Origin of the sequence: Pseudofrankia coriaricola (genome assembly GCF_032027725.1) — a bacterium.
Lineage (GTDB): Bacteria > Actinomycetota > Actinomycetes > Frankiales > Frankiaceae > Pseudofrankia.
Map to the genome: position 1 here is coordinate 19,184 of NZ_JASNFO010000023.1, position 22,629 is coordinate 41,812.

Here is a 22,629-nt window from a genome sequence, read left to right on the forward strand (position 1 = left end):
ACCAATCCCGGGCCTTGATCCCAATCCTTTCACAGAAGGAGCGGAACCCAATGGCGAGTATGTCAGATGGGGTACGGGCAGTGTGCTTCGCCCGTCGCGGCGTCGGAGCGGCTTCGCTGACGGACCAGCGGCAGGCGTTCGAGAACGAGTGCGCGGCGCGCGGCTGGACAGCGGGCCCAGTGGTCTGCCAGCTCGGCCGAGGCGGTGGCGACGGCCGGGCATGGGCCGCAGTGCGCCGGCTGGTCAGGGCACGCCGGGCGGACGTGGTCGTCGTCGACACGTTGGAGACGATCGGCGCGACCGAGCGGGACATCGCCCGGGAACTGGTGTTGCTGCGGCATGCCGGCGTACGGCTGCTGATCACCGAGTTCGGCCGGGACACCGCCGACGTCGCGTCGTTCGGCCCCCTGGTCGCCGAATTCGGCACAAGCGTCGCCCTGGCCGGGACGGGGGTCGCGGCATGAGTGGCTGGCCGCTGGCCCGCGTCGTGGCCCTGCCAGGCAACGGCTACGGCCTGGAGATCCTCGCGGGAGCGACCCCAGCCGAGATCGCCACCGTAGTAGCGGGACTACCCCCGGCGGCGTTCGTCGATCACACGTCCCTGGACGGCGGGACAACGCTACTGTTCCGCCGATTTCCGCGCGGCGTGCCAGACCCCTCCGCACCGGACACCGGGCACGACGGCGACCCGGACGCGGCGACCGTGGCCGACGGCTGGATACCCGACGTGACCGGCATGCCCGACCGGGGCCTGACCCCGTTCCAGGTCGCGGTAGGAACACTGCTGACCGCCACCGACGACCCGGCAACCGGCGCCCGGATCTTCGGCCTGATACAACGCGAAGACCCCGCCGCCGTCGTCGCGCTAGCCAGCGTCGTGCGCCCCCGAGGCTGCAACTGCCAACCCCAGTAGACCGATCATCACACCAGGTCAGTTGTCCTACATGAAAGATGGGTACTCGAATCCGAACCGGCAGGGGCTCGGAGTTCGGATCCGGATACAGTCCCGGCGACCTTCGATATCCGGACCGGGCGGACGTTGCCGCGGACGGCATGTGGACCGCGTCGGTCCCGGTCCCGGTCCGGGACTGATGGTGGGCCGTCGCGTAGGGTCGCAGCGCGGCACCGGCGCTCGACACCGCGGGGCATGACATCGCGCGGCAGGGCAGGGCCGGCCGGGCACGGTCAGCACGCGCGGTCAGGTCGACAGTCGACAAAGGAGTCTGATGATCTTCATCACCGTCAAGTTCCGCGTCCGACCCGAGGACGCGGAACAGTGGCCGGCCATTGTCGAGGAATTCACCCGGGCGACCCGGAATGAACCAGGCTGCCTGTGGTTCGACTGGTCGCGCAGCATCGAGGACCCCGCGGAATACGTTCTCGTCGAGGCATTCCGGGACGACGACGCGGGCGCCGCGCACGTCCAGTCCGCGCACTTCCGGGCCGCGCAGCAGACACTGCCCCAGCACCTTGCCGAAACCCCGCGCATCCTCAACGTGACCGTTCCACAGGATAACTGGTCCCTGCTCGGCGAGATGGCCGTTCCCGCGCGGGACTGACCGCCCGACGCGTGCCCGGACCTGGCGGACCGCCCACGCCACCCTCCACCTTGGCAAAAGCCAGGAGCTGGCGCCGTCCACGGCAACGTTCGCCCAGTCCGCGGCTCGAAGCTCGTGGCGGGGCGGCGGGGCCAACTGTGGCCGAGGCGGCGCTAGTAGTGCTTTGTTAGGTGACTCCGAGGATCTGTAGGGATCGTTGCTGTGAGGGGTCGTAGGGGCGGTGGCAGGTGCGGCAGGCGCCGGTCCAGACGTTGAGCAGGCTCTGGAGCATGCGGAGGACTCCGTAGAGGGTCAGGCCGGCGCAGGGACTTTTGGGTTGCGGCGTAGCTGGGTGCACAGGGCCTGGGCGATCGAGACGAGGGTGACGTGGCGGTGCCAGCCGTGGAAGGAGCGGCCCTCGTAGTGGTCCAGGCCCAGGCCGTCCTTGAGCTCGCGGTAGTCGTGTTCGATCCGCCATCGGATCTTCGCGAGCCGTACCAGCTGGCGCAGGGGGATGTCGGCGGGCAGGGTGGACAGCCAGTAGTCGGTGGGTTCGGCCTGGCCGACCGGCCATTCGGTCAGCAGCCAGCATTCCGGCAGGCTGCGGTCGTCGGCCCGGGTGACCGACCGGCCGGCGGGGCGGACCCGCAGCGCCAGGAACCGCGACCGCATCGCCGCGGTCGGGTTGTCGGGGGTCCGGTGGCTGCCGTGCCGCCAGGTCACGGTGCGCAGCGCGGCCCGCCCGGCGGCCAGGGCCAGGGCCTTCAACGTGGACGGCGGGTCCGGGTAGGCCGGGATGGGTCGGCGTCCGTTCCCGGAGTAGGGCGGGGTGACCGGTGCGGCCGGGGCGGGGTGGGCGGTGGCGGTGGGGGTCACGCCGAGCACGTAGACCAGCTGCCGGTCGGTCAGCCCCTGGCGGAACTCGGCGGCGTCGCCGTAGCCGGCGTCGGCGACGACCGGCCGGGGCGGCACGTCCCAGCCGGCGAGCTCGTCGAGCATGTCGAGGGCCAGGCGCCACTTCTGTCGGTGCCGGGCGTCGGCGGGGATCCCGGCCCGTGCCCGGCGGGTACGGACCGCCGCGGCCTGGGCCGGCTCGACGCAGGCCCGGTCGTCCCAGCCGGCGGGCAGGAACAGCCGCCAGTCCAGCGCCGCCGACGCCCAGTCCGTCACCGCATGCACGGACACCCCGACCTGGCAGTTACCGACCTTGCCCAACGTGCCGGAGTACATCCGGGCCACCCCCGGCGAGGCGGTCCCGTCCTTGGGGAAGCCGGTGTCGTCGACGACCAGCGCCTCCGGGTCCACGAACCCGACCGCCCAACCGGCCAGCCGGCGGCGGACCTCGTCGTAGTCCCAGGTCGAGTCCCGCAGGAACTGCTGCAGCCCCTGGTGGCCGACCCCGAGCCGCCCGGCCATGGGCTGAAGGCTCTTGCGTCTGCCGTCCAGCAGCAGCCCCCGCAGGTACAGCTCACCCTTGGCCCGCTGGTCCGACCGCGGCAGGTCCGCCAGCATCCGGGCGGCGAACTCCTCCATGACTGGGCGGACTTGTTCCATCTCCTCCGGTGTCATCACCACCAGCATGCCAAACGATCAAGAGACCTGACAAAGCCCTACTAGGAGCCCGCCACCCCACTGAACGCGTTTGGGTCGCGTTGTCGATCTCCCACCCAGCTTGTTGGGTTCAGGCGAATACAGTGCCTGCCTGCCCACTTCCTGGGCAGTTTGTGCGATGGGGGATCGCTCATGGCAAATCGTCCTGTTCCGCCACCATGGCCACCTTTCGGCCCAAATCCACCTCAACCACCTCGCCCGCGGGATCGGGTCGGACAGTTAGCCGGCTGGGCGCGTCGGCACCGCGTTCTCGCGGGTCTCTCCGCAGCGGGGCTCTTCCTCTTCTTTCTTGTCGTGGCGAGTTGCACCGCGGGTCTCGCCACCGGCGCCGGTTCGTCGACATCGGGCGTGTCCGCCGACAGCCCGTCGCCGAGCATCGCGCCAGCGCTCGCGGCCGTCTCAAGCTCGTCGCCGACGACGGCCACAGCCTCGGCGACCTCGATCGCCTCGATCCCGGCGACCAGCCAGGCCCCGCCACCGAGCGGCCAGCCGACCATGATTCGGCAGACACCGCAACCGGCCGCGCCGGTGCCGGCAGCGGCGACGACGACGCAGGCGCCCAGGCCGGCCGCCCCCCCGCCCGCCCCGGCGCCGACCCCGGCCCCCCCCCCCCCCGCGCCCGCCCCTCCGGCGACCACCCAGCAACCGGCACAGAGCGATTTCGTCCACCCCGGCGCGTTCTGCGCCCCAGCGGGCGCCACCGGCATCACCGACAAGGGCACGCCGATGGTGTGCGGCACCACGGCCAACAGCCCGGACCGCGCCCGCTGGCACGCCGCCTGACGACCGCGGAGCGTCCCTGACGACCGCGGAAACGTCGCCCAGCCACGTCCGCCCGTCCGGGAAATGGCGCGGGGGCATGGCCAGAGCGAACCGGCACTAGGTCGATGACCCGCCGGCTCGGTACTAGTCAGGCACCCCGCGCCGCGCGGCTGCGGAACAGCCGTGGCGGTCAACCCATGCAGGGACGGGCTGACCGCCGCCGCCGGAGCCGGCATCGGAGCAGACAGCCTCCGACGAGCGGCCGTCACGAGATGTGCGCCATCCGGCACGGTTCCCGCGTCGTATCCGGTAAAGAATCGGTAGCGTTTGACGTCGGGCACAGCGTTTGTTCAGGTACGGCTAAGGTATGGCCCGCACTGTCGCGGTATGGCGCGTTGGTCCGGCCCTCGGGCGGTATTGGGGCCGCGCAGCACCCTCGGCGTGCTGGCCGCCTGCGGTGTCCTCGTCGTCGCGCTGGTCGTCGCCGTCGTGGCGCTCGCGCTGCGGCCCGGCGACCGCTCGGAGGCGCTCCCCAGCCCGGCCGTATCGGCGAGCCCCACCGCGGGCAAGACTCCCAGCGTCGCGGACATCTACCAGCGGATCGGGCCGTCGGTAGTCGTCGTGCGGATGGCCGACGGGTCGCTCGGCTCGGGCGTGATCGCCGCCGATGACGGCATGGTCCTCACCGCGAACCACGTCATCGCCGACGGCGGCGCCATCAGCCTTGTCTTCGCCGATGGCACCACCTCCGCCGCTACGGTGGCGTCGGCGGACCCGAAGACCGACATCGCGACGCTCACCCCGGCGACCCTGCCGCAGACCGTGGTGCCGGCGACGCTCGGCGGCCGAGTCGAGGTCGGCGGGGAGGTCGTCGCGGTCGGCAACCCGTTGGGGCTGACCTACAGCGTCTCGTCCGGCGTCATCTCGGGTGTGGGCCGCACCGCCCCGACGGACAGCGGCACGTTCACCGGCCTCATCCAGTTCGACGCCTCGGTGAATCCGGGCAGCTCCGGCGGCCCGCTCCTCGACGCGAACGGCCTGGTCGTCGGAATCGTCGTCTCCATCGCCGACCCGGGCCATGACGACGCGTTCGCCGGCATCGGCTTCGCCGTGCCCATCGGCAGCGCGCTCGGCGGCGGCAACGGGCCTGGCGATGGCCGCGGACCCCAGATCTGACATCACGGAAGGTATCGAAAAGATAACGATGTCGAACCAAGGCGAGGCCGAGCGACGATACCTGACCCTGATGGGGCCCAAGGGCGGCGGCGCCCAGCAGCCGGCCAGCGGGAACGCCACGACCGCGGCGAGCGCCACGGCGGCGAGCGGCACAAGCGCCACAGCGAGCAGCGCGACCGCCGCGCCTCCCGCCGCCAGCCCGCTCGAGCAGGTGCTGTTCGAGGTCAAACGCACGATCGTCGGGCAGGACGTGCTACTGGAGCGGATGGCTGTCGGCCTGCTCTCCGGCGGCCACCTGCTCGTCGAGGGCGTGCCCGGGCTGGCCAAGACGCTGGCCGTGAAGTCCCTGGCCGGGGCGATCGGCGGGCAGTTCCAACGCATCCAGTTCACGCCGGACCTCCTGCCCGCCGACCTGGTGGGCACCCGGGTCTACCGGCAGCACACCGGCGAGTTCGAGACCTCGCTCGGCCCGGTCTTCACCAACCTGCTGCTGGCCGACGAGATCAACCGGGCCCCGGCGAAGGTGCAGAGCGCGCTGCTGGAGGTGATGCAGGAGCGTCAGGTGACCATCGGGCGCGAGACCTTCCACGTCCCCGACCCGTTCCTGGTCATGGCGACCCAGAACCCGATCGAGTCCGAGGGCACCTATCCGCTGCCGGAGGCCCAGGTCGACCGTTTCATGATGAAGGTCGTCGTGCGCTACCCGACGGCGGTGGAGGAGAACGCCATCGTCGACCGGGCCCTGCGGCCGCCCGAGGCGCCCCAGGCGATCCTCTCCCCCGAGGACCTGGTACGGATGCGGGCGCGCGTGCAGGACGTGTACGTCGACCCGGCCATCGTCGACTACGCGGTGCGGCTGGTCACGGCCACCCGCTCGCCGGGGACGGTGGGGCTCGGCCAGCTGGAGCGCTACGTCACCTACGGCGCCAGCCCGCGCGCGTCGATCGCGCTGGTGCTGGGCGCCAGGGCGCTGGCATACCTGCGGGGCAGGGACTACGTGGTGCCGCACGACCTGCGCGAGCTCGCCCCCGACGTGCTGCGCCACCGCGTCGTGCTGTCGTACGAGGCGCTGGCCGACGACGTCGATCCCGACACGGTCATCGCCGGCGTGCTGAAGGCCGTGCCGATGCCCGAGGTCCCGCTGCGGGACCGGTGAGCCGTGAGCCGCATCCCCCTGGCACCCGATGTCCCCCTGGCACCCGATGTCCTCGTGGCGCCCGATGTCCTCGTGGCACCCGATGTCCCCCGCTCACCCCGCATCCCTCCCGAGCCCTGCCGGCAAGGCCCCGCCGGGCCCGCGCCCGCCGCGGAGACGGCGCCATGACGAGCGCGCCCGACCGGCTGCTGCTGCGCCTGGAGTGGCGGGTGATCCGCCGCCTCGACGGGCGGGTGCTGGGCTCCTACCGGACGGCGTACCGCGGCGCGGGCCTCGACTTCGCCGGCCTGCGCGGCTACGTCGAGGAGGACGACGCCCGCCGCATCGACTGGAACGCGACCGCCCGGCTCGACGAGCCGCAGGTACGCCAGTTCACCGAGGACCGCGAGCTCACCCTGTGGCTCGTCCTCGACCGGTCGGCGTCGATGACGGTGGGCACCCCAGGTCGCGGGAAGCACGACGTGCTGGCCGACCTCGCGCTGACCCTGGCCAGGCTGTTCGGCCGGGGCGGCAACCGGGTCGGCGCGCTGCTGCACGACGGCGTCGCCACGCGGGTCGTGCCGCCGGGCACCGGGCGCGCCCACGTGCTGCGCATCGGCCACGAGCTGGACCGCACGGCCACCGCGCCTCCCACCGCGGGCCCCACCGACTTCGCCGCGATGCTGGCGACCGCCGCGTCGCTGGCCCGGCGCCGGTCGCTGATCATCGTCGTCTCCGACTTCATCGGCACCGGCGAGTGGGAGCGGCCGCTGCTGCGCCTCGCGCACCGGCACGACGTCGTGGCGCTGCGCGTCGTCGACGCGGCCGACGACGACCTGCCGGAGGCAGGGCTCGTCCTCGTCGAGGACGCGGAGACCGGCGAGCAGGTGCTCGTCGACTCCAGCGACCCGCTGTTCCGGGCCCGATTCCGCGACGCCGTGGCGGAGCGCGAGGCCGAGATGGCCGGCCGCATGCGCCGGGCGGGGGTCCCGCTGCACCGGATCGACACCGACCGTGACCTGATCTCATCCCTGGTCGCGGTCGTCGCCAGCACCCAGTGGAGGCGTGCGTGAGCCTCGCCGTTCCCTGGCTGCTCGTCCTCGGCGTGCTCGTCGTGGTGGCGCTCGCCGTCGCCACCGTGAAGGCGTCCCGCCGGCGGCGGGCGGCGCTCGCGGCGGCGGGAGTGGCCGCCGCCGCGGGACGGCGCGCTCCCCAGCTCGGCCTCTGGCTGAGCCTCGCGGGCATCGCGGTGCTCTCGGTCGCGGCGGCGGGGCCGGCGGCGTCCGTCCCGGTCTCCCGCGCCGCGGGAACGGTGATCGTCGCCATGGACGTGTCGAACAGCATGTCCGCGACCGACGTCGAGCCCACCCGGCTGGACGCGGCGAAGAAGGCCGCGACCGCGTTCGTCGACGCCCAGCCCGGCAGCGTCAACGTCGGTATCGTCGCCTTCCAGAACGGCGGGATCACCACTCACCTCCCCGGCGCCGACCACGCGGAGGCCGAGGCCGCGATCGACCGCCTGAGCGTCACCGGCGGCACGTCGCTCGCCGACGCGCTCCTCACCTCGCTCTCGGCGATCACGGGCAGGACCGTCCGGCTGGGGCCGGACGGCACCGTGCCCGACCTCGGCTACTGGAGCTCGGCGACCATCGTGCTGTTCTCCGACGGTGAGGACGGGGGCAACGCCGACGCCACCGAGGCGGCCGCCGATGCCGCCCAGGCCGCCGGCGTGCACGTCGAGACGGTCGGCGTCGGCACCGCGGCCGGCGGGGTCGTCACCGTCGACGGCTACCGGCTGCACACCGCGCTGGACGAGGACACGTTGAAGGCCATCGCCCAGACGACCGGCGGCTCCTACCACCCCGCGTCGGACACACCCGAGCTCGACGGCGTCGCGTCGACCATCGACCTGCGGCTGACCACCCACAACGAGGACCTTCCGCTGGCCGGGGCGTTCACCGCGTTCGCGGTCCTGCTGCTGGCCGCCGGCGGGGTCCTCACCGTCCTGCGCACGGGAAGGGTCGTCTGATGTCCCTCACCTGGCCATGGGCGCTGCTGACGCTGCTGGTCATACCGCTGCTGCCGGCCGTCGCCTGGTGGGCGCGGCGGCGGCGCCGGCGCGCCGCGGTGCGCGTCACGTCGGTCGCGCTGGTACGCGTCGCGCTGCCGGGCCGGACGCTGTGGCGGCGACGCGTCCCCGTCGCCCTGCTGCTCGTCGGGCTGGCCGCGCTCGGCCTCGGCGCGGCCCGCCCGCAGGCGACCGTGCCGGTCACGTCCAACTCGACGACGATCCTGCTGGCACTGGACGTCTCGGGCTCGATGTGCTCCACCGACGTGTCCCCGAACCGCCTCACCGCCGCTGAGAAGGCGGCCGCCGACTTCATCAGGGCGCAGCCGGGTGGCTCCCGCATCGGCCTGGTCACCTTCGCGGGCGTCGCGGGCCTGCTCGTCCCGCCGACCGACGACACCGACAAGCTGCTGGCGGCGCTGAAGGGCCTGACGACGTCGCGCGGCACCGCCATCGGCCAGGGAATCCTCACGTCCATCGACGCGATCGCCGACGTCGACCCGACGGTCGCGCCAACCGGGGTGAACCTCGACGGCGGCGACGCCGGGGCGGCGTACGCGGCCGACGTCATCGTCGTGCTCACCGACGGCGCGAACACCCAGGGCGTGGACCCGCAGACCGCGGCGAAGGAGGCCGCGGCGCGCCGCCTGCGGGTCTACACGATCGGTTTCGGCACGACGACGCCGGCGCCGCTGGTGTGCAGCAGCTCGCAGGTCGGTGACAGCCCGTTCGGTTTCGGCGGCGGTTTCGGGGGTGGTGGCGGCTTCGGCGGCGGGGGCGGGGGCGGCCGGTTCGGCGACCGCAACCCGCGGATCATCGACGAGGACGCGCTGCGGCAGGTCGCGGGCGCCACCGGCGGCACCTACTACCGGGCGCAGAACGCGGGCCAGCTTCAGGACGCGCTGTCCGCCCTCCCCCGCAACATCACCGTGACCCACCGACACAAGGACATCGCCGCCGTGTTCGCCGGCATCGGCGGCCTGCTCGTCGCCGTGGCCGTCGCGCTGTCCCTGTGGTGGAACCGGGTACGCCGCCCACCAGCCACCTGATGAACGAGGAACCCAGCGGGATTCCGGGTCGGTGCCCCAGGCATTGATGGCCCACAGCGAGGCCGCGGTGGCCGCTCCAGACCTCCTCGACGAGGCCTTTCCACCGCGCGGGTTACCGTGTCGCTCGTGACAGCGTCATGGTCGGGTTCGATGGCGCGCCTGGGCCGGTTCTGCGCGCGGCACGGGTGGTGGGTTCTCGCCGTCTGGATCGCGCTCCTCGTCGCCGCGACGCTCGGTCATCGCGCCACGGGCGGGGATTACTCGGACGACTTCCAGCTGCCCGCATCGTCGGCGCAGCAGGGTGCCGACCTGCTCAGGGCGCACGAGCCGAAGGCGGGCGGCCTGAGCGGGCAGCTCGTGTTCACCGCCCGGGGCACCACGCTGCGGCCGTACTCGTCCCAGCTCGCGACGGCGGCGGGCAACGTCGCGAGGCTGCCGCACGTCCTGTTCGTCGGCGACCCGCTGGCAGCGGCGACCACGTCGAAGGACGGCCGTACCGCCTACGCGACGGTGCGCTTCGACGTCAACCCCAAGACCCTCGGGCCGTCCTACGTCGCCTCCGTCGACCAGGCGGTCACCGGGGCGCGGGCGGCCGGTGTCAACGTCGACTACGGCGGTGTCCTGGGCCAGGCCGCACGGCCGAAGGCCAACGAGGCACTGTCGGAGGTCATCGGCGTCGGCGTCGCGATCGTGGTGCTGCTGGTCGGGTTCGGCAGCGTCTACGCGGCCGGGCTGCCGATCCTCACCGCGCTGGTCGGCGTCGGGACCGGCATCGGGGTGCTCGGCATCGTCGCGTCGACCACCACCTTCGCCTCCGTGGCACCCACGCTCGGCATCATGATCGGGCTGGGGGTCGGGATCGACTACGCCCTGTTCCTGGCCACCCGGCACCGCCAGCTCGTCATGGACGGAGTCGAGCCGGCCGAGGCCGCCGCCCGCGCCGTCTCCACCAGCGGCCAGTCCGTGCTCGTCGCGGCCGCCACGGTGGTCATCGCCATGCTCGGGCTGTTCGCCTCCGGCATCGGGTTCATCGGCAAGCTCGGCCTGGCGGCGGCGATCACCGTCGCCGTGTCCGCACTGGCGGCCACGACGCTGGTACCGGCGCTGCTGGGACTGGCCGGGCGGCGCATCGACCGGCTGCGGGTGCGCCGCCCGGTGGCCGAAGGCGGGGCGGACGGTGACCTGGGCGACACGGGCTGGCATCGGTACGCGGCCCGGGTGAGTCGCCACCCCTGGCGCTTCCTCGGCGCCGGGGTCGCCGTGCTCGCGATACTGGCGTTCCCGATGCTGTCGATGACGCTTGGCCACGTCGATGCCGGGGCCAACCCGACCTCCTACACGGATCGCCGCGCCTACGACGCCATCAGCAACGGGTTCGGACCAGGCGCGAACCGCCCGTTCACCGTCGTCGTCCAGCTCGCCGACGGCGCGTCGAGGCCCGCGCTGGCGTCCGGCCTCGACCGCGCGCTGGCCGGCACCCCGGGCGTCGCCGCTGCCACCCCGGCGAGGACCACCACGGACGGGTCGCTGCTCGTCGCCACCGTCGTACCCACCACGCGCCCGCAGGACGCGGCCACGGACCAGCTCCTCGCCCGGCTCAACGACCAGACGCTGCCCGATGTGCTCGCCGGGACTGGTAGTCATGGCTACATCACGGGAAACCTCGCCGCGAGCCTCGACTTTCGCGACCAGGTCTCGGCGCGGCTCCCGGTCATCATCGCCGTCGTCATCGCCGCCGCGTTCCTGCTGCTGCTCGCCAGTTTCCGCAGTCCCTTCCTCGCTCTCAAGGCCGCGGTGCTCAACCTGTTCTCGATCGGCGCCGCCTACGGCGTCGTCGTCGCCGTCTTCCAGTGGGGCTGGGGCGGCTCGCTGCTGGGCGTCGGCGAGAAGGTGCCGGTCGAGTCCTACGTGCCCATGATGATGTTCGCCATCGTGTTCGGGCTCTCCATGGACTACGAGGTCTTCCTGCTGTCCCGAGTCCGCGAGCGGTGGCTCGCCACCGGCGACAACGGCCGCAGCGTCGCCGACGGCCTCGCCGCGACCGCCCGCGTCATCACCTGCGCGGCCCTCATCATGACCAGCGTCTTTCTCGCGTTCCTGCTCTCCAGCAACGTCGTCATCAAGATGCTCGCCCTCGGTCTGGGCGTCAGCGTTCTGATCGACGCCTCCCTCATCCGGCTGCTCGTCGTCCCGGCGACCATGTTCCTGCTCGGCCACGCCAACTGGTGGCTACCGCGCTGGCTCGACCGTCTCCTCCCCAGACTTGAACCCGAGCCCGAACCTCAGCCAGCACCCGAGCCCGAACCTCAGCCAAGGGCCGAGCTCGGCGTCGGCGCCGGGCGAGCGGCAGGCTCCGTGCCCGCGGCGACGTGACTCGCCGGCTCTTTTTGCGGCAAATGCCGACCAATATGCCGGACCCGTTCCGGATAAATCCCGCCGGAACACCCGACCGGCGGACCGGTTCACCGTGAGGCGAAGCGGGAACATGTATTCGGGTGGCTGCATCATGTATTGAGCTGCCGGGAGAGCCTGCCCTCGGGCCGTGGCCGCCAGGCGGATACGGTGGTGACGATCGATGCGTATCGCGGCGACGGACAAAGGGGGCGGAGACCAGGCTGGGACCCGTGTCGATGAAACCAGCTCGCCATGACCGGCAGCCGGCAACGCCCGCACGGCCAGCAGCGGTCAGCCATCGGGCCTTCCGCCGAATGGTGATCGCCGCCGTCGTCTTCTTCGTGGCCGCCCTGATGGTCGACCTCACCGCGCCGAGGTCAATAGTGATCCTGGTCGAGCCCATCGAGGGGGTTGCCGCGACCGCGGTCGCGGCGGTGTGCTGTGGGGTCGAGGGCTGGCGGCACCAGGGAGTCGAACGGCGGTGGCGATGGCTGACCGGGGCGGCCGCGGTCGTGGCGACGGCCGGGGTGGTCACGTCCGTTTGGACGTCCCCCGCCGCCGGAACCAATCTGCCGACGCTGCACCCGCCCGATCTTGGCTATCTCGTCTGCTACGCGCTCGCGCTGGCGGGGCTGCTCACGATACCGACGGACCCGCTGGACCGCGGCCCCGACGACCACGTTCCGCTCGGATCGAACCCAGGCGATCGTCCTCCACATCCGCCGTTACCCAGCCGGCGATGGCTGGCGGTGACCGTGTTGGACAGCCTGCTCGTGGTCGGCGCGCTGGCGCTGCTCGCGTGGGAGCTGGTGCTGAAGGACGTGCTGCTGCAAGGTGAGTACAGCCCGGGCTCCGTCCTGACGATGTTGGGTCTTGCTCTGGGTGCGTTGACCCTGTCGGTAACGGTGTTCCTGCTCGGCACGTTCCGGCGGCCACGCCTCTGGCCCGCGTTCGGTCTGCTCGCGGCCGGCGTGGTCGTGCTCGCGATCGTGGCGGTCAGCTATGTCGCGGCCGATCTTCGCCGCTGGACGGTCGCGCCGCCGCCTTTCTCAACCGGGTTTCCCGCGGCAATGCTGCTGATCGGGCTGGCGGCGGTCGCCCCGGCGCGACCAGCGGCGCCGCCCGTGGCCGAGCCGGATGACCACCGGACAAACGATCGACCGGGCCTGCTGCAGATACTGCACCTGGCGTTGCCGTATGTGCCGCTGGGCGCGGTCGGTCTGCTCACCCTGGTGCGGCTGGTGACGTCGGCCCCGATTCCGCGCGCGGAGATGTTCGCGCTGCTCAGCCTGCTGGTACTGGCGTTGGCACGACAGATCGTGACGTTGTGGGACAACGCGAGGCTGCTGGCCCGCTACCGGGCCAGCCAGAATCAGCTGTTGTACCAGGCGTTTCACGACCCGCTCACCGGGCTGGCGAACCGGGCGCTGTTCAACGACCGGCTGCGGCACGCGGTCGACCGGCGAAACCGCGACCCCGACCCACAGCCGTTGATCCTGCTGTTCTGCGACCTGGACAACTTCAAGAACGTCAACGACGAACTCGGGCACGCGGCTGGCGACGAGCTGCTGCGGCTGATCGCGGCCCGGCTCCTGCGCGCGGTCCGGCGGGCGGACACCGTCGCCCGGCTCGGTGGTGACGAGTTCGCGATCCTGTTCGAGGGCGGCACCGAGGAGCCGTGGCAGCTCGGCCATCGGATCGCCGAGGCCGTCGCGGCTCCCTGCGAGCTCGCTGGAGCGTCGCGCTCGGTGCACGGAAGCGTCGGACTGGCAGTCGCTGAGCCTGGCACGACCACCGAGTCGGAGACGCTGCTGCACCAAGCGGATCTGGCCATGTACAAGGCGAAGCGAGATTACGGCACCGTGACTGTCCACCGTGCTGGGCTGTCTGGGCAAGGAACCCAGTCCGGGCCGCGCAGGCCGGGGGCCAAGGCGCCGCGGTGCCAGCCCGGACGGTGACATCGAGCGGTGCGCGCCGTGTGTGGAGTTCGCCGGTGTGACCAGTCTCCACGGACAGTAGGCGCCCGCCGGGTGGGCGGCGCTCCCGGCTGTCGTGAGGAGCGCCGCCCACGGCGCCGTCAGACGGTGGATCTCTCGGCCATCTCGGCGAGGGAGATGCCCTCGTGCTTGATCTCGAAGCGGCCCTTGTCGTAGGAGCGGGTCGCGATGTCGCGGCCGGCGACCTCGGCACGCAGCGCCCCGACGGTGGACTGCTCCTTCGAGCGGTGGGCGAACGGGTCGAACGAGTACCAGCGGCACGCGTTCTCATACGACATCTTGTTGATGTCCTCGTCCGGCACGCCGACCGCGGACTTCAGCAGCTCCTCGCCCGGCCACGGCCAGCTCGAGTCCGAGTGCGGGTAGTCGCACTCCCACGCGATGTTGTCAATACCGATCTTGTGGCGCAGCTCGACACCGACCGGGTCCTCGATGAAGCAGGTGAGGAAGTGCTCCCGGAAGACCTCGCTCGGCAGCTTGTCGCCGAAGTTCTGGCCGGTCCACAGGTGGTGCATGTCGTAGGTCCGGTCGATCCGCTCCAGGAAGTACGGGATCCACCCGGTCCCACCCTCCGACAGGGCGATCCTGATGTCCGGGAAGTCCTTGATGACCCGCGACCACAGCAGGTCGGCCGCGGCCTGGCAGATGTTCATCGGCTGCAGGGTGATCAGGACGTCCATCGGGGCGTCCGGCGCGGTCAGGGTGAGCTTCCCGGACGAGCCGAGGTGGATCGACATCACCGTGTCGGTGTCGACCAGCGCGTTCCACAGCGGGTCCCAGTGACCGTCATGGAAGCTGGGGTAGCCCAGCGCGGCCGGGTTCTCGGTGAACGTCAACGAGTGGCAGCCCTTGGCCGCGACCCGGCGGACCTCGGCCGCGGCCAGCTCCGGGTCCCACAGCACCGGCAGCGCCATCGGGATGAACCGGCCAGGATAGGCACCGCACCACTCGTCGATGTGCCAGTCGTTGTACGCCCGCACGACCGCCAGCGCGAGGTCCTTGTCGTCGGCGGCCGCGAACAGCCGGGCAGCGAAACCCGGGAACGACGGGAAGCACATCGAGCCCAGCACCCCGGCCGCGGACATGTCCTTGACGCGCTCGTGGATGTCGTAACAGCCCGGGCGCATCTCGTCGAACGCGGTCGGCTCGACGCCGTACTCCTCCTTCGGCCGGCCGGCCACCGCGTTCAGCCCGACGTTCGGGATGATCGAACCGTTGAACGTCCACACATCGGAGCCGTCCTCGCGGTGGAGGACCTTCGGCGCCGCGTCGGCGAACCTCGCCGGCAGGCGCCCCTGGAACATGTCCGGCGGTTCGACAAGATGGTCGTCGACGCTGATCAGGATGAGGTCTTCCGCGTTCATACCGAGCCTCCGCTCACAGACAGGAATGCCACAGCCACGAGCTCGTCCCGCCGCGGGCGTGACGGAACCGGTGGGTTGGTGGGTTTGACCGGAATGACCGGCCGGGCATCGAGCCCGCCGAACAGTTCGCGCAGCGGCTGCGGCGACGGCCGACTGTGGTCTACGGGTCGGCGAGAATCCTGCGCATCGCCGCGTGCGATTCGGGGGATCCGTCCAGCACGCGGTTGTAGCGCTCCGTGATTCGCCAACCGTCGGCGGTACGTGCCAGCTCCCAGTGGTTGATGGCGGCTCGCCAGAGGTACCAGCGGTCGTCCTCCTTGCGGATCACGAGGGAGTAGCCGACCGCGCCCGCCGTGTCGCCATGGAGGGTGATGTGCGGTGTGGCCGTCAGGTGAGCCACGCCCGTGGCGACCAGGTCTGTATGCACGTCGCTCTGGTACAGGGCGGCCAGTCCCCGCGGTGCCTCGACGCGGGTGCCGTCGCCGGTCACGCCGGTGAAGTCATAGCCGCCACCGGTGATCCACAGGTCGGCCGCTTCAGCCGCCGATCCGCTGTCGACCAGCGGGCCGTAGCGGTTGAGCAGGCGGAGGATGTCCAGCTGATCCTCCGCCGCACGCAGCCGGGCTTCCAGATCCTCGAGCCTCTGTCCCACGTCCCGGCGCGCTCGTCTCTTGGCGCGCCAGGTTCGACCTCGGTTCACCACCGCCGGGCAGCCCTCCTCGACGCTTCCTACGGCTCGATCACGACCCGGATGGCGCCCGATTTCTTGTCGCCCGCGACCCGGAACGCCTCATCGGCGTCCTCGAGAGGAAAGCGGTGGGTGATAAGCGCCCGGGTGATCTCGGGGTCGTCCGCGAGCATCGCCGCGGCGTCCTCCATCTCGCGTCCGGTGCCATGGCCGCAGTAGCCGAGGGAGGGGATGATCCGCCCCTCGCGGAAGAAGAGGGTGGGCCAGTCGACCTCGATCTTGTCCATGTAGACACCGACGACGACGACCGTGCCGCCGGGGGCGACGAGGTCGATCGCGCGTGCGAGGGCGGCCGGGTTCCCGGCCGCCTCGACCACCACGTCGTAGAGGCCGTCGGGGCCGGCCTTCGCGTCGAAGCGCTCCGCCGCCTCGATCTGGTGCGGGTAGCGCGCCTCGATGGCGACGTCCTCGGCTCCCTGCCGGTGGGCGCCCGCGACGGCGAGCAGGCCGAGCGCGCCGGCGCCGACGACCGCGACCCGGGTGTCCGGTCCGGCGCCGGCCAGCCGTAAGGCGTGCCAGGAGACCGACGCCGGTTCGACGATGGAGGCGTCGCGCACGTCGAGGCCCGCCGGCAGCGGGACCAGCCGGGCGGCAGGGGCGCGGAACTGCTCGGCCATGCCGCCGTCGATGCTGAAACCGAGTGCGCGCTCTCCGTGCGTCGGACAGCGGTTGTAGAGGCCACGCTGGCACTGGTCGCATTCCATGCAGCCGTAGAGGGCCTCGACGATGAAGGCGTTGCCGCCCTCGTCGACGCCGGCTAGCTCGTGGCCGAGGATGTAGCGGCAGCCGTAGGAGATGTACAGCAGGTCGGAGCTGCAGATGCTCGCCGATCGCATCTGAAGGAGCTCGCCGGTACCGGGCGGCTCGGGGAGATCGACGACCTGGACGCCGCCTTCCGCGGCACGTACGGCTTTCATGGCTGCTCCTTCGTGGTCTGCTGGGTGGCGGGGCTAGGTCGGGGCGTGGCGGTTCTGAACGGAACCCGGTGACATGACCGGCTGTGCGCGGACTGCGGACCGCGGAATCCGGGCGGTTCCCAGGCCCGGACCCCGGGGACTAACGACGGGGACCGGTCACCGGCTGAGCCGCGCGACCGCCGGCGTCGGCGTCGGCGGTACTGGTCTCGACCACGGGGGCGGCGTCCTCGACCGCCGGCCGCTCGGGGGGACCGGTCGGGACCTCGCTGATGCCGAGGTACGACTGGACCAGCAGGTCCGAGTCGACCTGGGCGGTCCGCCGTTCCCAGGCGACCCGCCCGACGGCCATGAAGGCGATGCTGTCGGCGAACGCGACCACGTCATGCGCCTTCTCCTCGACCAGCAGGATCGCGGTGCCGGCCGCGCGCAGTTCCCGCAGCGCCGCATAGACCTCGGCGACGACGAGCGGCGCCAGGCCGAGTGACGGCTCGTCGACGATCAGCAGGGCCGGCGGCTTCACCAGGGCCGGCGCCAGCGCCAGCATCTGCTGCTCGCCGCCGGACAGCGATCCGGCGAGCTGGCCGCGGCGTTCGCCCAGCACCGGGAACCGGCGGTAGGCGGAATCCCGGTCCTGTTCGGCCGGCAGCCACAGCGAAAGGTTCTCGTCCACGGTCAGGGCGGGGAAGATGCCCCGGCCCTCGGGGATGAGGAAGGCGCCGTGGCGGACCCGCCGGTGCGGCGGCAGGCCCGTCACGTCGGCGCCGCCGAGCCGGACCGTTCCCCGCGTCGCCGGCACACCGCCGGCGACGACCGCGCACAACGTCGACTTGCCGGCGCCGTTCGCGCCGATGAGGGCGAGCACCTCGCCGGCGCGCAGGGCCAGGTCGACCCCGTGCAGCACCTCCACGGCGCCGTATCCCGCGCGCACGCCGGTGACTTCGAGCACGAGTGGCTTGTCGGAGACGCCCGCGGCGGGCGCGGCGCCCAGCGTCGCGGCGGGCGGGGTGTCGACCAGCGGGGCCGCGGCGGGCACGTCGACCGGGGTCGCGACCGCCGGCGCCGCGACGGCCTCCTTGCGCAGCGCGCGTTCCTCCCGCCTGCGCCGGCGTTCGAACCGCTGCTGGGCGGTGAGAGCGAGGATCCCGTCCGGGTTCTGCGCGAGGTTGATCGCGGCCAGGCCGGAGAGCACCTGCGGCAGGTACGAGGTCTGTGCGACGTGGCTGAGCAGCTCGGGGCTGAGTGCCGCGCCGAAGCCCGCGATCACCGCGGCACCCGGCCGGCGCACGCCGAACAGGACCACCGTGGCCAGCCAGAACAGACCGGTCTCGACCGGGTAGTCGAGGTGGGTGACGCGGCCGGACGACGCGGCGAGCAGGACGCCGCCGAAGCCGGCGATCGCCGCCGACAGGGCGAACACCGCGGTCTTCGTGCGGGCGGCGGAGACGCCGATGGTCACCGTCCCCGGCTCGGTGGCCCGCAGCGCCGCCATGGCCCGGCCCGAGCTCGACCGGATCAGGTTCCGTACCAGCAGGACGACGATACCGAGCACGATCGCCAGGAAGATGATCATAGACCGGGAGTCGGCAAGATCCACCGGCCCCAGCGCCGGCGGCCGCAGCACCCATCCGCCGACGTCGTTGCGGCTCACCCCGCGCAGCTGGAAGAACAGGTTCTGGCAGATGTAGGCCAGCGCCAGCGTCGCCAACGCCAGCGGCAGCCCGCCCAGCCGCCGCGCGGGCAGCGACACCACCACGCCCATCGCGGTGGCGACCAGCGTGCCCAGCACCAGCGCGACGGCAAACGGCCAGTGGTGGCTGACCACCCAGCCGGCCGTGATGCCGGAGGCGGTGACGAACGCCGCCTGCGCGAGGCTGACCATGCCCCCTACGCCGGTCACCACGGTGAAGGAGAGCAGCACCACGGACAGCGCAAGCCCCCGAATGATCAGCGACTGCCAGTAGTCGTCCGCGACGAACAGCGCGTAGGCCAGGACGATGACCGACCATGCCGACCACACGATCGTCTTTCGCCGCCTCGACTCCTCGCCGTAGGAGGGCGCGGGCGGGTCGTCGTCGGTCTGGGTGCCGGCCCGGCGGCTACGGTCCACGGCGAACACGAACAGCAGGAGAAACAGCAGGATGAACGGCACCGACGTCGAGAACCCGGTGATGTTCTCCGCGAAATGGGCGTAGCCGACGATGAGGTTCTGCACGACCCCGATCAACAGACCGCCGGCCAGCGCCAGCGGGATCGAGCGGAAACGCGCGAACACGACGGCGGGCGTGGAGATGAGCACCACGGTCGTGAACACCGGCGTGTTCAGCGTGAAGATCGGAGCGAGCAGCACCCCGGCCAGCCCGGCGAGGAAGCTGCCGAGCATCCAGGAGATCGCGGACGTCCGGTCGGGGTCGATGCCGCGCAGCGCGGCCAGGCCGCGCCGGTCCACCACCGCCCGCATGTGCAGGCCCAGCCGGGTGTGCCGCAGCAGCACCCACAGGCCCGCCGCCGTCAGGACGGCGGCGCCGAAGACGGCTACCTGGTTGCTGTCCAGCAGGACGGTGCCGACCGTCCACACCTTCTTCGGAGTCGGCCCGAGCCCCGGAATCAGGAACAGCTCCTCGATCCCGGCGATGTGCCAGTCGAACCACAGGTTGAAACGGTCCGAGACGAACAGGCAGATCCCGGGCACCGCGATCAGCAGGCCGACCGGCACCACTATCTTCACCGCCACCGAGGACTGCGTGAGCCGCCGGTAGATCAGCCGGTCCAGCACGAATCCCAGCAACGGCGCGAAGACCAGGACGGCGATGACCGCCGCCGGGATGATCGGGATCCCGGCGGTAACGTTCAGCTGCACGAACAGGTACGCGGTGGCGAACGCGACCGCGCCGTGCGCGAAGTTGAAGATGCCCGACGTCTGATAGGTCAGGACGACGCCGGCTGCCAGGATGGCGTAGAGACCGCCGGCGACGATGCCGCCGACGACCAGGTTGAGGAACTCCTCCACTGCTTCGCCCTTCGATGGAGATCCGGTCGGCCGGTCAGTCGGTGAGTCGGTCGGTGAGTCGGTTGCCCGGTCAGCCCAGGTAGGCCGCTCGGACGTCGGGGTGCGCCTGGATCTCGTCCGGTGTCCCCTCCGCGAGCACGGCGCCGAGGTCCAGCACCACCACCCGGTCCGACTGGCCCATGACGAAGCCCACGTCGTGCTCGACGAGGAGAATCGCCACCCCGTCGGAGCGCAGCCGCTGGATCTGCTCGCCGAAACGCACCGTCTCCTGCGCCGACAGCCCCGACGTCGGCTCGTCCAGCAGCAGCAGCCGGGGTCGGTCGGCGATCGCCCGCGCCAGCTCCACCAGCCGCGCCTGGCCGATCGGCAGCGAGCCGGCCGGCCTGTGTCGCAGGTCAGCCAGCCCGCACGCCTCGAGCACCTCGGTCGCCCGCTCCCGCCGCTCGGCCTCCCGCCGCCGGCGGCTGGGGGCGGCGAACAGGTCGGCCACGAGACCCCCGCCGCCACCGCGCCACTCCATCGACGCCAGCACGTTGTCTTCCACCGACAGCCGGCCGTACAGCTGGGTGCGCTGGAACGTGCGGCGCACCCCGGAACGCGCCCTCCGTTCCGGCAACTGGCGGGTCACGTCGGACCCGTCCAGGTGCACAGTGCCTGACGTGGGCGCCGTCAGGCCCGAGATGATGTCGAACAGGGTGGTCTTGCCGGCGCCGTTCGGGCCGATCAGGCCACGGACCTCGCCCGCCTTCACCCGCAGCGAGACCTCCCGAATGGCGGTCAGCCCGCCGAAACGCTTGGTGACACCGCGAACCTCCAGGGCCGGGCCCGCGCCGGCCGCGACGACGTCGGGCTCAGGGCTGGTCGCAACCACGCCCGCTCCTTCTCCGGCCCGTTCAGGCCTGGCACGGTCGAGGGGTGTCGTCAGGTCTTCCCCAACCCGACGTTCCCGCCGACACAGGTTTCGCCCGCGAGCGGGAGAGATCTCCGCTCTCCCGCCCGCTTGGCGCACGGGACGGACTAGTCGGCGTAGGGGTCGTTGCAGACGAGCGGGACGGCCAGCGAGTACTTTCCGTCCTTCAGCTTGGTGGCGGTGGCGCACGGCGCCCCGTAGAAGTGGTTCTCGGGCCAGGTGTTCCGCCCGATGAAGATGCCGTCACCGTAGTGGAAGTTCGGGCTGTTCAGCGTGCTCAGGAACTTGTCGACGGTGAGATCCTTGCCGGTCGCCTTGAGGCCCGCGATCAGCATGTCGGCCGAGATCCACCCCATCGCCGTGGTGATCGACAGACCGGCGCCCTTGCCGTATTTGGTGACGTCGTCCGTCATCTGCCGGACCGTCGCGTTGTCCGTCGTCTGGAAAGGCAGCCACTGCAGATAGGTGTTGGTGTCGTCGAGGGCCTTCAGACCGGCCAGCCGGGGGTCGTAGCCCACCGCGCTGATCTGGATGCCCTGGTAGCCTGCGGCGGTCATCGTCTGGATGAGCGCGGTGACGTTCACGAAGTCGGTGACATGGTAGATCATCGCCGGCGGCTTGCCGTTGTTGGCTGTCATGATCTGCCGGACCAACGAGGACGGATCCGCGGGCGGCTGCCCCAGCTGCAGCGCGTTGCTGGTCATGACGACCTTCAGCCCGGCCCGTTCCAGGGAGCGCTTCGTGTCCGCGACCCCCTGCCTGGCCGAGGCGTTGTCGACGCCCAGCAGCACGACGCTCTTGTCGGCCTTGCCAGCCAACAGCTCGACGTACGGGCCAACCTGGATCGAGTTGTACTTGTCCGGGAGCAGGCAGCCGGTGATGCCGAAGGTGTTCGCCCGGTTGCAGAGGCCGTTGTTGAACGCCCAGCCGAACGCCGGCACCTCGTTCGCGCACAGCGAGTCCGCGTAGGCCCCGATCGACGTGGCCACCGGGGCCACCGCGAAGACCTTCTCGTTCTCCGCGAGCTTCTTGCCGGCGTCGGCGTTCTGCTGCGCGCTCAGGCCGTCATCGGACATGCCGATGTAATCGATCTTGCGGCCGAAGACACCGCCGGCGGCGTTCTCCCGGGCGAACCGCGCCTGCGCGCCCAGGTCCGTCTCCTGGTAGGTGGACGTACCGGAATTGCTGAGCGTCCCGAGGCCACCGATCTTGATGCTGGTGTCGGTGATACCCCGGGTCGGGTCGGCCGCCTTGTCGGAGCACGGCAGGGTGCCCGGAACCGGTATCGACTTCCAGGTGGCGGGGCTGCTGGCGGTGGAGCGCGACAGCGCGACCGTCGTCCCGGCGCTCGAACCCGCCGAGGCCGCACCGGCGGCTCCGCTGGTGCCGCCACTGCCGCTGCCGCCACAGGCTGCCGCCATGACGAGCGTTGTGGCCAGTACGGGTAACAGACCGTTCCGAAATCTCATCCTCGGATGACCTTTCCCTTAGTAGTCACGGGGGTCGTCACCTTGCCGACGACCCGGCCGCGGCAGTCCACACCGTGATCTCGGCGATGTGGTTCCAGGCCGAGACCGCGGCACGCCGCGCGAAATTCGTGGAATGAGAGGTCGCAAAATCAGCCCGAGCGCCATCACATTGGCGCGGGAAGTTTCCGCGACGGGGCAGCGAAGCGCGTCAAAGGCGCGCTTCGCTCAGGGGGAGCAGAGAATCCGGTCATTCACCCGAAAGCAGCTGACAGCCGGGCGGCCGCGACGGCCCAGAGCAGCCAGGTTCGCAACCGTTCTATCGCCAGCATGCGTCGGTCGGCGACGTTGTCTGGCCGGGCGAGCACGCCCACTCGACCTGATCGGCCAGAACGTGAGGGACGTTCACACCTCTCGATGTCAAAGTCAAGGCCCCGATCGTCAATCACTTTCCGCCCACCTTCGGTTACGTATGCGCATCGAGCCA

At 71.4% G+C, this 22,629-nt stretch carries 18 protein-coding genes; 11 read left to right on the forward strand and 7 right to left on the reverse strand.

The window, feature by feature from the left end:
• The first annotated feature begins 50 nt into the window (after positions 1-50).
• The 3 genes from QOZ89_RS13450 (at position 51) to QOZ89_RS13460 (ending at position 1,559) form a co-directional block, all read left to right on the forward strand.
• On the forward strand, positions 51-464 hold the full coding sequence (locus QOZ89_RS13450; protein WP_071048260.1) for a resolvase: 414 nt from the start codon (positions 51-53) through the stop codon (positions 462-464).
• Positions 461-913, forward strand: coding sequence for a hypothetical protein (locus tag QOZ89_RS13455; RefSeq protein ID WP_083418463.1), 453 nt, complete (start codon positions 461-463; stop codon positions 911-913). The genes QOZ89_RS13450 and QOZ89_RS13455 overlap by 4 nt, the downstream gene beginning before the upstream one ends.
• A 313-nt stretch (positions 914-1,226) precedes the next feature.
• Positions 1,227-1,559 carry a putative quinol monooxygenase gene (locus tag QOZ89_RS13460; RefSeq protein WP_071048261.1) on the forward strand — a complete coding sequence of 111 codons (333 nt, stop codon included), beginning with the start codon at positions 1,227-1,229 and terminating at the stop codon, positions 1,557-1,559.
• Positions 1,560-1,850: 291 nt separating this feature from the next.
• Here the strand turns inward: QOZ89_RS13460 and QOZ89_RS13465 are convergent, their stop codons facing one another.
• Complete coding sequence (locus tag QOZ89_RS13465) at positions 1,851-3,107, reverse strand: IS701 family transposase (RefSeq protein ID WP_312623932.1); 1,257 nt, start codon at positions 3,105-3,107, stop codon at positions 1,851-1,853.
• Positions 3,108-3,497: 390 nt separating this feature from the next.
• On the opposite strand from QOZ89_RS13465, the gene QOZ89_RS13470 reads away from it, so the two are divergent.
• The 8 genes from QOZ89_RS13470 to QOZ89_RS13505 all read left to right on the forward strand — a co-directional run bounded on the left by QOZ89_RS13470 (position 3,498) and on the right by QOZ89_RS13505 (position 13,691).
• Positions 3,498-3,932, forward strand: a complete 435-nt coding sequence (locus QOZ89_RS13470) for a hypothetical protein (protein ID WP_312623933.1) — start codon at positions 3,498-3,500, stop codon at positions 3,930-3,932.
• Positions 3,933-4,298: 366 nt separating this feature from the next.
• A complete protein-coding gene (locus QOZ89_RS13475; RefSeq protein ID WP_312623934.1) occupies positions 4,299-5,087 on the forward strand; it encodes a S1C family serine protease in 789 nt (262 codons plus the stop codon).
• A 28-nt stretch (positions 5,088-5,115) separates the two neighbouring features.
• Positions 5,116-6,243, forward strand: a complete 1,128-nt coding sequence (locus QOZ89_RS13480) for an AAA family ATPase (RefSeq protein WP_198543199.1) — start codon at positions 5,116-5,118, stop codon at positions 6,241-6,243.
• Between the two features lie 164 nt (positions 6,244-6,407).
• Entirely contained in the window at positions 6,408-7,295 is an 888-nt protein-coding gene (locus QOZ89_RS13485) for a DUF58 domain-containing protein (RefSeq protein WP_071048264.1), read from the forward strand.
• Positions 7,292-8,251: a VWA domain-containing protein gene (locus QOZ89_RS13490; RefSeq protein WP_071048265.1), complete on the forward strand. Its 960-nt coding sequence runs from the start codon at positions 7,292-7,294 to the stop codon at positions 8,249-8,251. The genes QOZ89_RS13485 and QOZ89_RS13490 overlap by 4 nt, the downstream gene beginning before the upstream one ends.
• Positions 8,251-9,339, forward strand: coding sequence for a vWA domain-containing protein (locus QOZ89_RS13495; RefSeq protein WP_071048266.1), 1,089 nt, complete (start codon positions 8,251-8,253; stop codon positions 9,337-9,339). Before QOZ89_RS13490 ends, QOZ89_RS13495 begins: the two co-directional genes overlap by 1 nt.
• A 150-nt stretch (positions 9,340-9,489) precedes the next feature.
• Positions 9,490-11,712 carry an MMPL family transporter gene (locus QOZ89_RS13500; protein WP_312623935.1) on the forward strand — a complete coding sequence of 741 codons (2,223 nt, stop codon included), beginning with the start codon at positions 9,490-9,492 and terminating at the stop codon, positions 11,710-11,712.
• Between the two features lie 335 nt (positions 11,713-12,047).
• On the forward strand, positions 12,048-13,691 hold the full coding sequence (locus QOZ89_RS13505; RefSeq protein ID WP_071048268.1) for a GGDEF domain-containing protein: 1,644 nt from the start codon (positions 12,048-12,050) through the stop codon (positions 13,689-13,691).
• A 119-nt stretch (positions 13,692-13,810) separates the two neighbouring features.
• Here the strand turns inward: QOZ89_RS13505 and QOZ89_RS13510 are convergent, their stop codons facing one another.
• The 6 genes from QOZ89_RS13510 to QOZ89_RS13535 form a co-directional block, all read right to left on the reverse strand.
• Positions 13,811-15,094 (reverse strand): amidohydrolase family protein, encoded by a 1,284-nt coding sequence (locus tag QOZ89_RS13510; protein ID WP_071048269.1) that lies wholly within the window; start codon positions 15,092-15,094, stop codon positions 13,811-13,813.
• A gap of 160 nt (positions 15,095-15,254) precedes the next feature.
• Positions 15,255-15,746, reverse strand: coding sequence for a nuclear transport factor 2 family protein (locus tag QOZ89_RS13515; RefSeq protein WP_071048270.1), 492 nt, complete (start codon positions 15,744-15,746; stop codon positions 15,255-15,257).
• 77 nt (positions 15,747-15,823) lie between these two features.
• Positions 15,824-16,759, reverse strand: coding sequence for a zinc-dependent alcohol dehydrogenase (locus tag QOZ89_RS13520; RefSeq protein ID WP_071048271.1), 936 nt, complete (start codon positions 16,757-16,759; stop codon positions 15,824-15,826).
• 139 nt (positions 16,760-16,898) lie between these two features.
• On the reverse strand, positions 16,899-19,766 hold the full coding sequence (locus QOZ89_RS13525; protein ID WP_312623936.1) for an ABC transporter permease subunit: 2,868 nt from the start codon (positions 19,764-19,766) through the stop codon (positions 16,899-16,901).
• Positions 19,767-19,836: 70 nt separating this feature from the next.
• Entirely contained in the window at positions 19,837-20,637 is an 801-nt protein-coding gene (locus tag QOZ89_RS13530) for an ABC transporter ATP-binding protein (RefSeq protein WP_071048272.1), read from the reverse strand.
• A 146-nt stretch (positions 20,638-20,783) separates the two neighbouring features.
• Positions 20,784-22,145, reverse strand: coding sequence for an ABC transporter substrate-binding protein (locus QOZ89_RS13535; RefSeq protein WP_312623937.1), 1,362 nt, complete (start codon positions 22,143-22,145; stop codon positions 20,784-20,786).
• Positions 22,146-22,629 lie beyond the last annotated feature (484 nt).

Coding starts and splice junctions, on each gene's coding strand:
- QOZ89_RS13500 (WP_312623935.1), top strand. CDS start 9,490: ATGGCGCGCCTGGGCCGGTTCTGCGCGCGGCACGGGTGGTGGGTTCTC.
- QOZ89_RS13450 (WP_071048260.1), top strand. CDS start 51: ATGGCGAGTATGTCAGATGGGGTACGGGCAGTGTGCTTCGCCCGTCGC.
- QOZ89_RS13485 (WP_071048264.1), top strand. CDS start 6,408: ATGACGAGCGCGCCCGACCGGCTGCTGCTGCGCCTGGAGTGGCGGGTG.
- QOZ89_RS13460 (WP_071048261.1), top strand. CDS start 1,227: ATGATCTTCATCACCGTCAAGTTCCGCGTCCGACCCGAGGACGCGGAA.
- QOZ89_RS13510 (WP_071048269.1), bottom strand. CDS start 15,094: ATGAACGCGGAAGACCTCATCCTGATCAGCGTCGACGACCATCTTGTC.
- QOZ89_RS13475 (WP_312623934.1), top strand. CDS start 4,299: ATGGCGCGTTGGTCCGGCCCTCGGGCGGTATTGGGGCCGCGCAGCACC.
- QOZ89_RS13520 (WP_071048271.1), bottom strand. CDS start 16,759: ATGAAAGCCGTACGTGCCGCGGAAGGCGGCGTCCAGGTCGTCGATCTC.
- QOZ89_RS13535 (WP_312623937.1), bottom strand. CDS start 22,145: ATGAGATTTCGGAACGGTCTGTTACCCGTACTGGCCACAACGCTCGTC.
- QOZ89_RS13495 (WP_071048266.1), top strand. CDS start 8,251: ATGTCCCTCACCTGGCCATGGGCGCTGCTGACGCTGCTGGTCATACCG.
- QOZ89_RS13480 (WP_198543199.1), top strand. CDS start 5,116: ATGTCGAACCAAGGCGAGGCCGAGCGACGATACCTGACCCTGATGGGG.
- QOZ89_RS13455 (WP_083418463.1), top strand. CDS start 461: ATGAGTGGCTGGCCGCTGGCCCGCGTCGTGGCCCTGCCAGGCAACGGC.
- QOZ89_RS13505 (WP_071048268.1), top strand. CDS start 12,048: ATGGTGATCGCCGCCGTCGTCTTCTTCGTGGCCGCCCTGATGGTCGAC.
- QOZ89_RS13465 (WP_312623932.1), bottom strand. CDS start 3,107: ATGACACCGGAGGAGATGGAACAAGTCCGCCCAGTCATGGAGGAGTTC.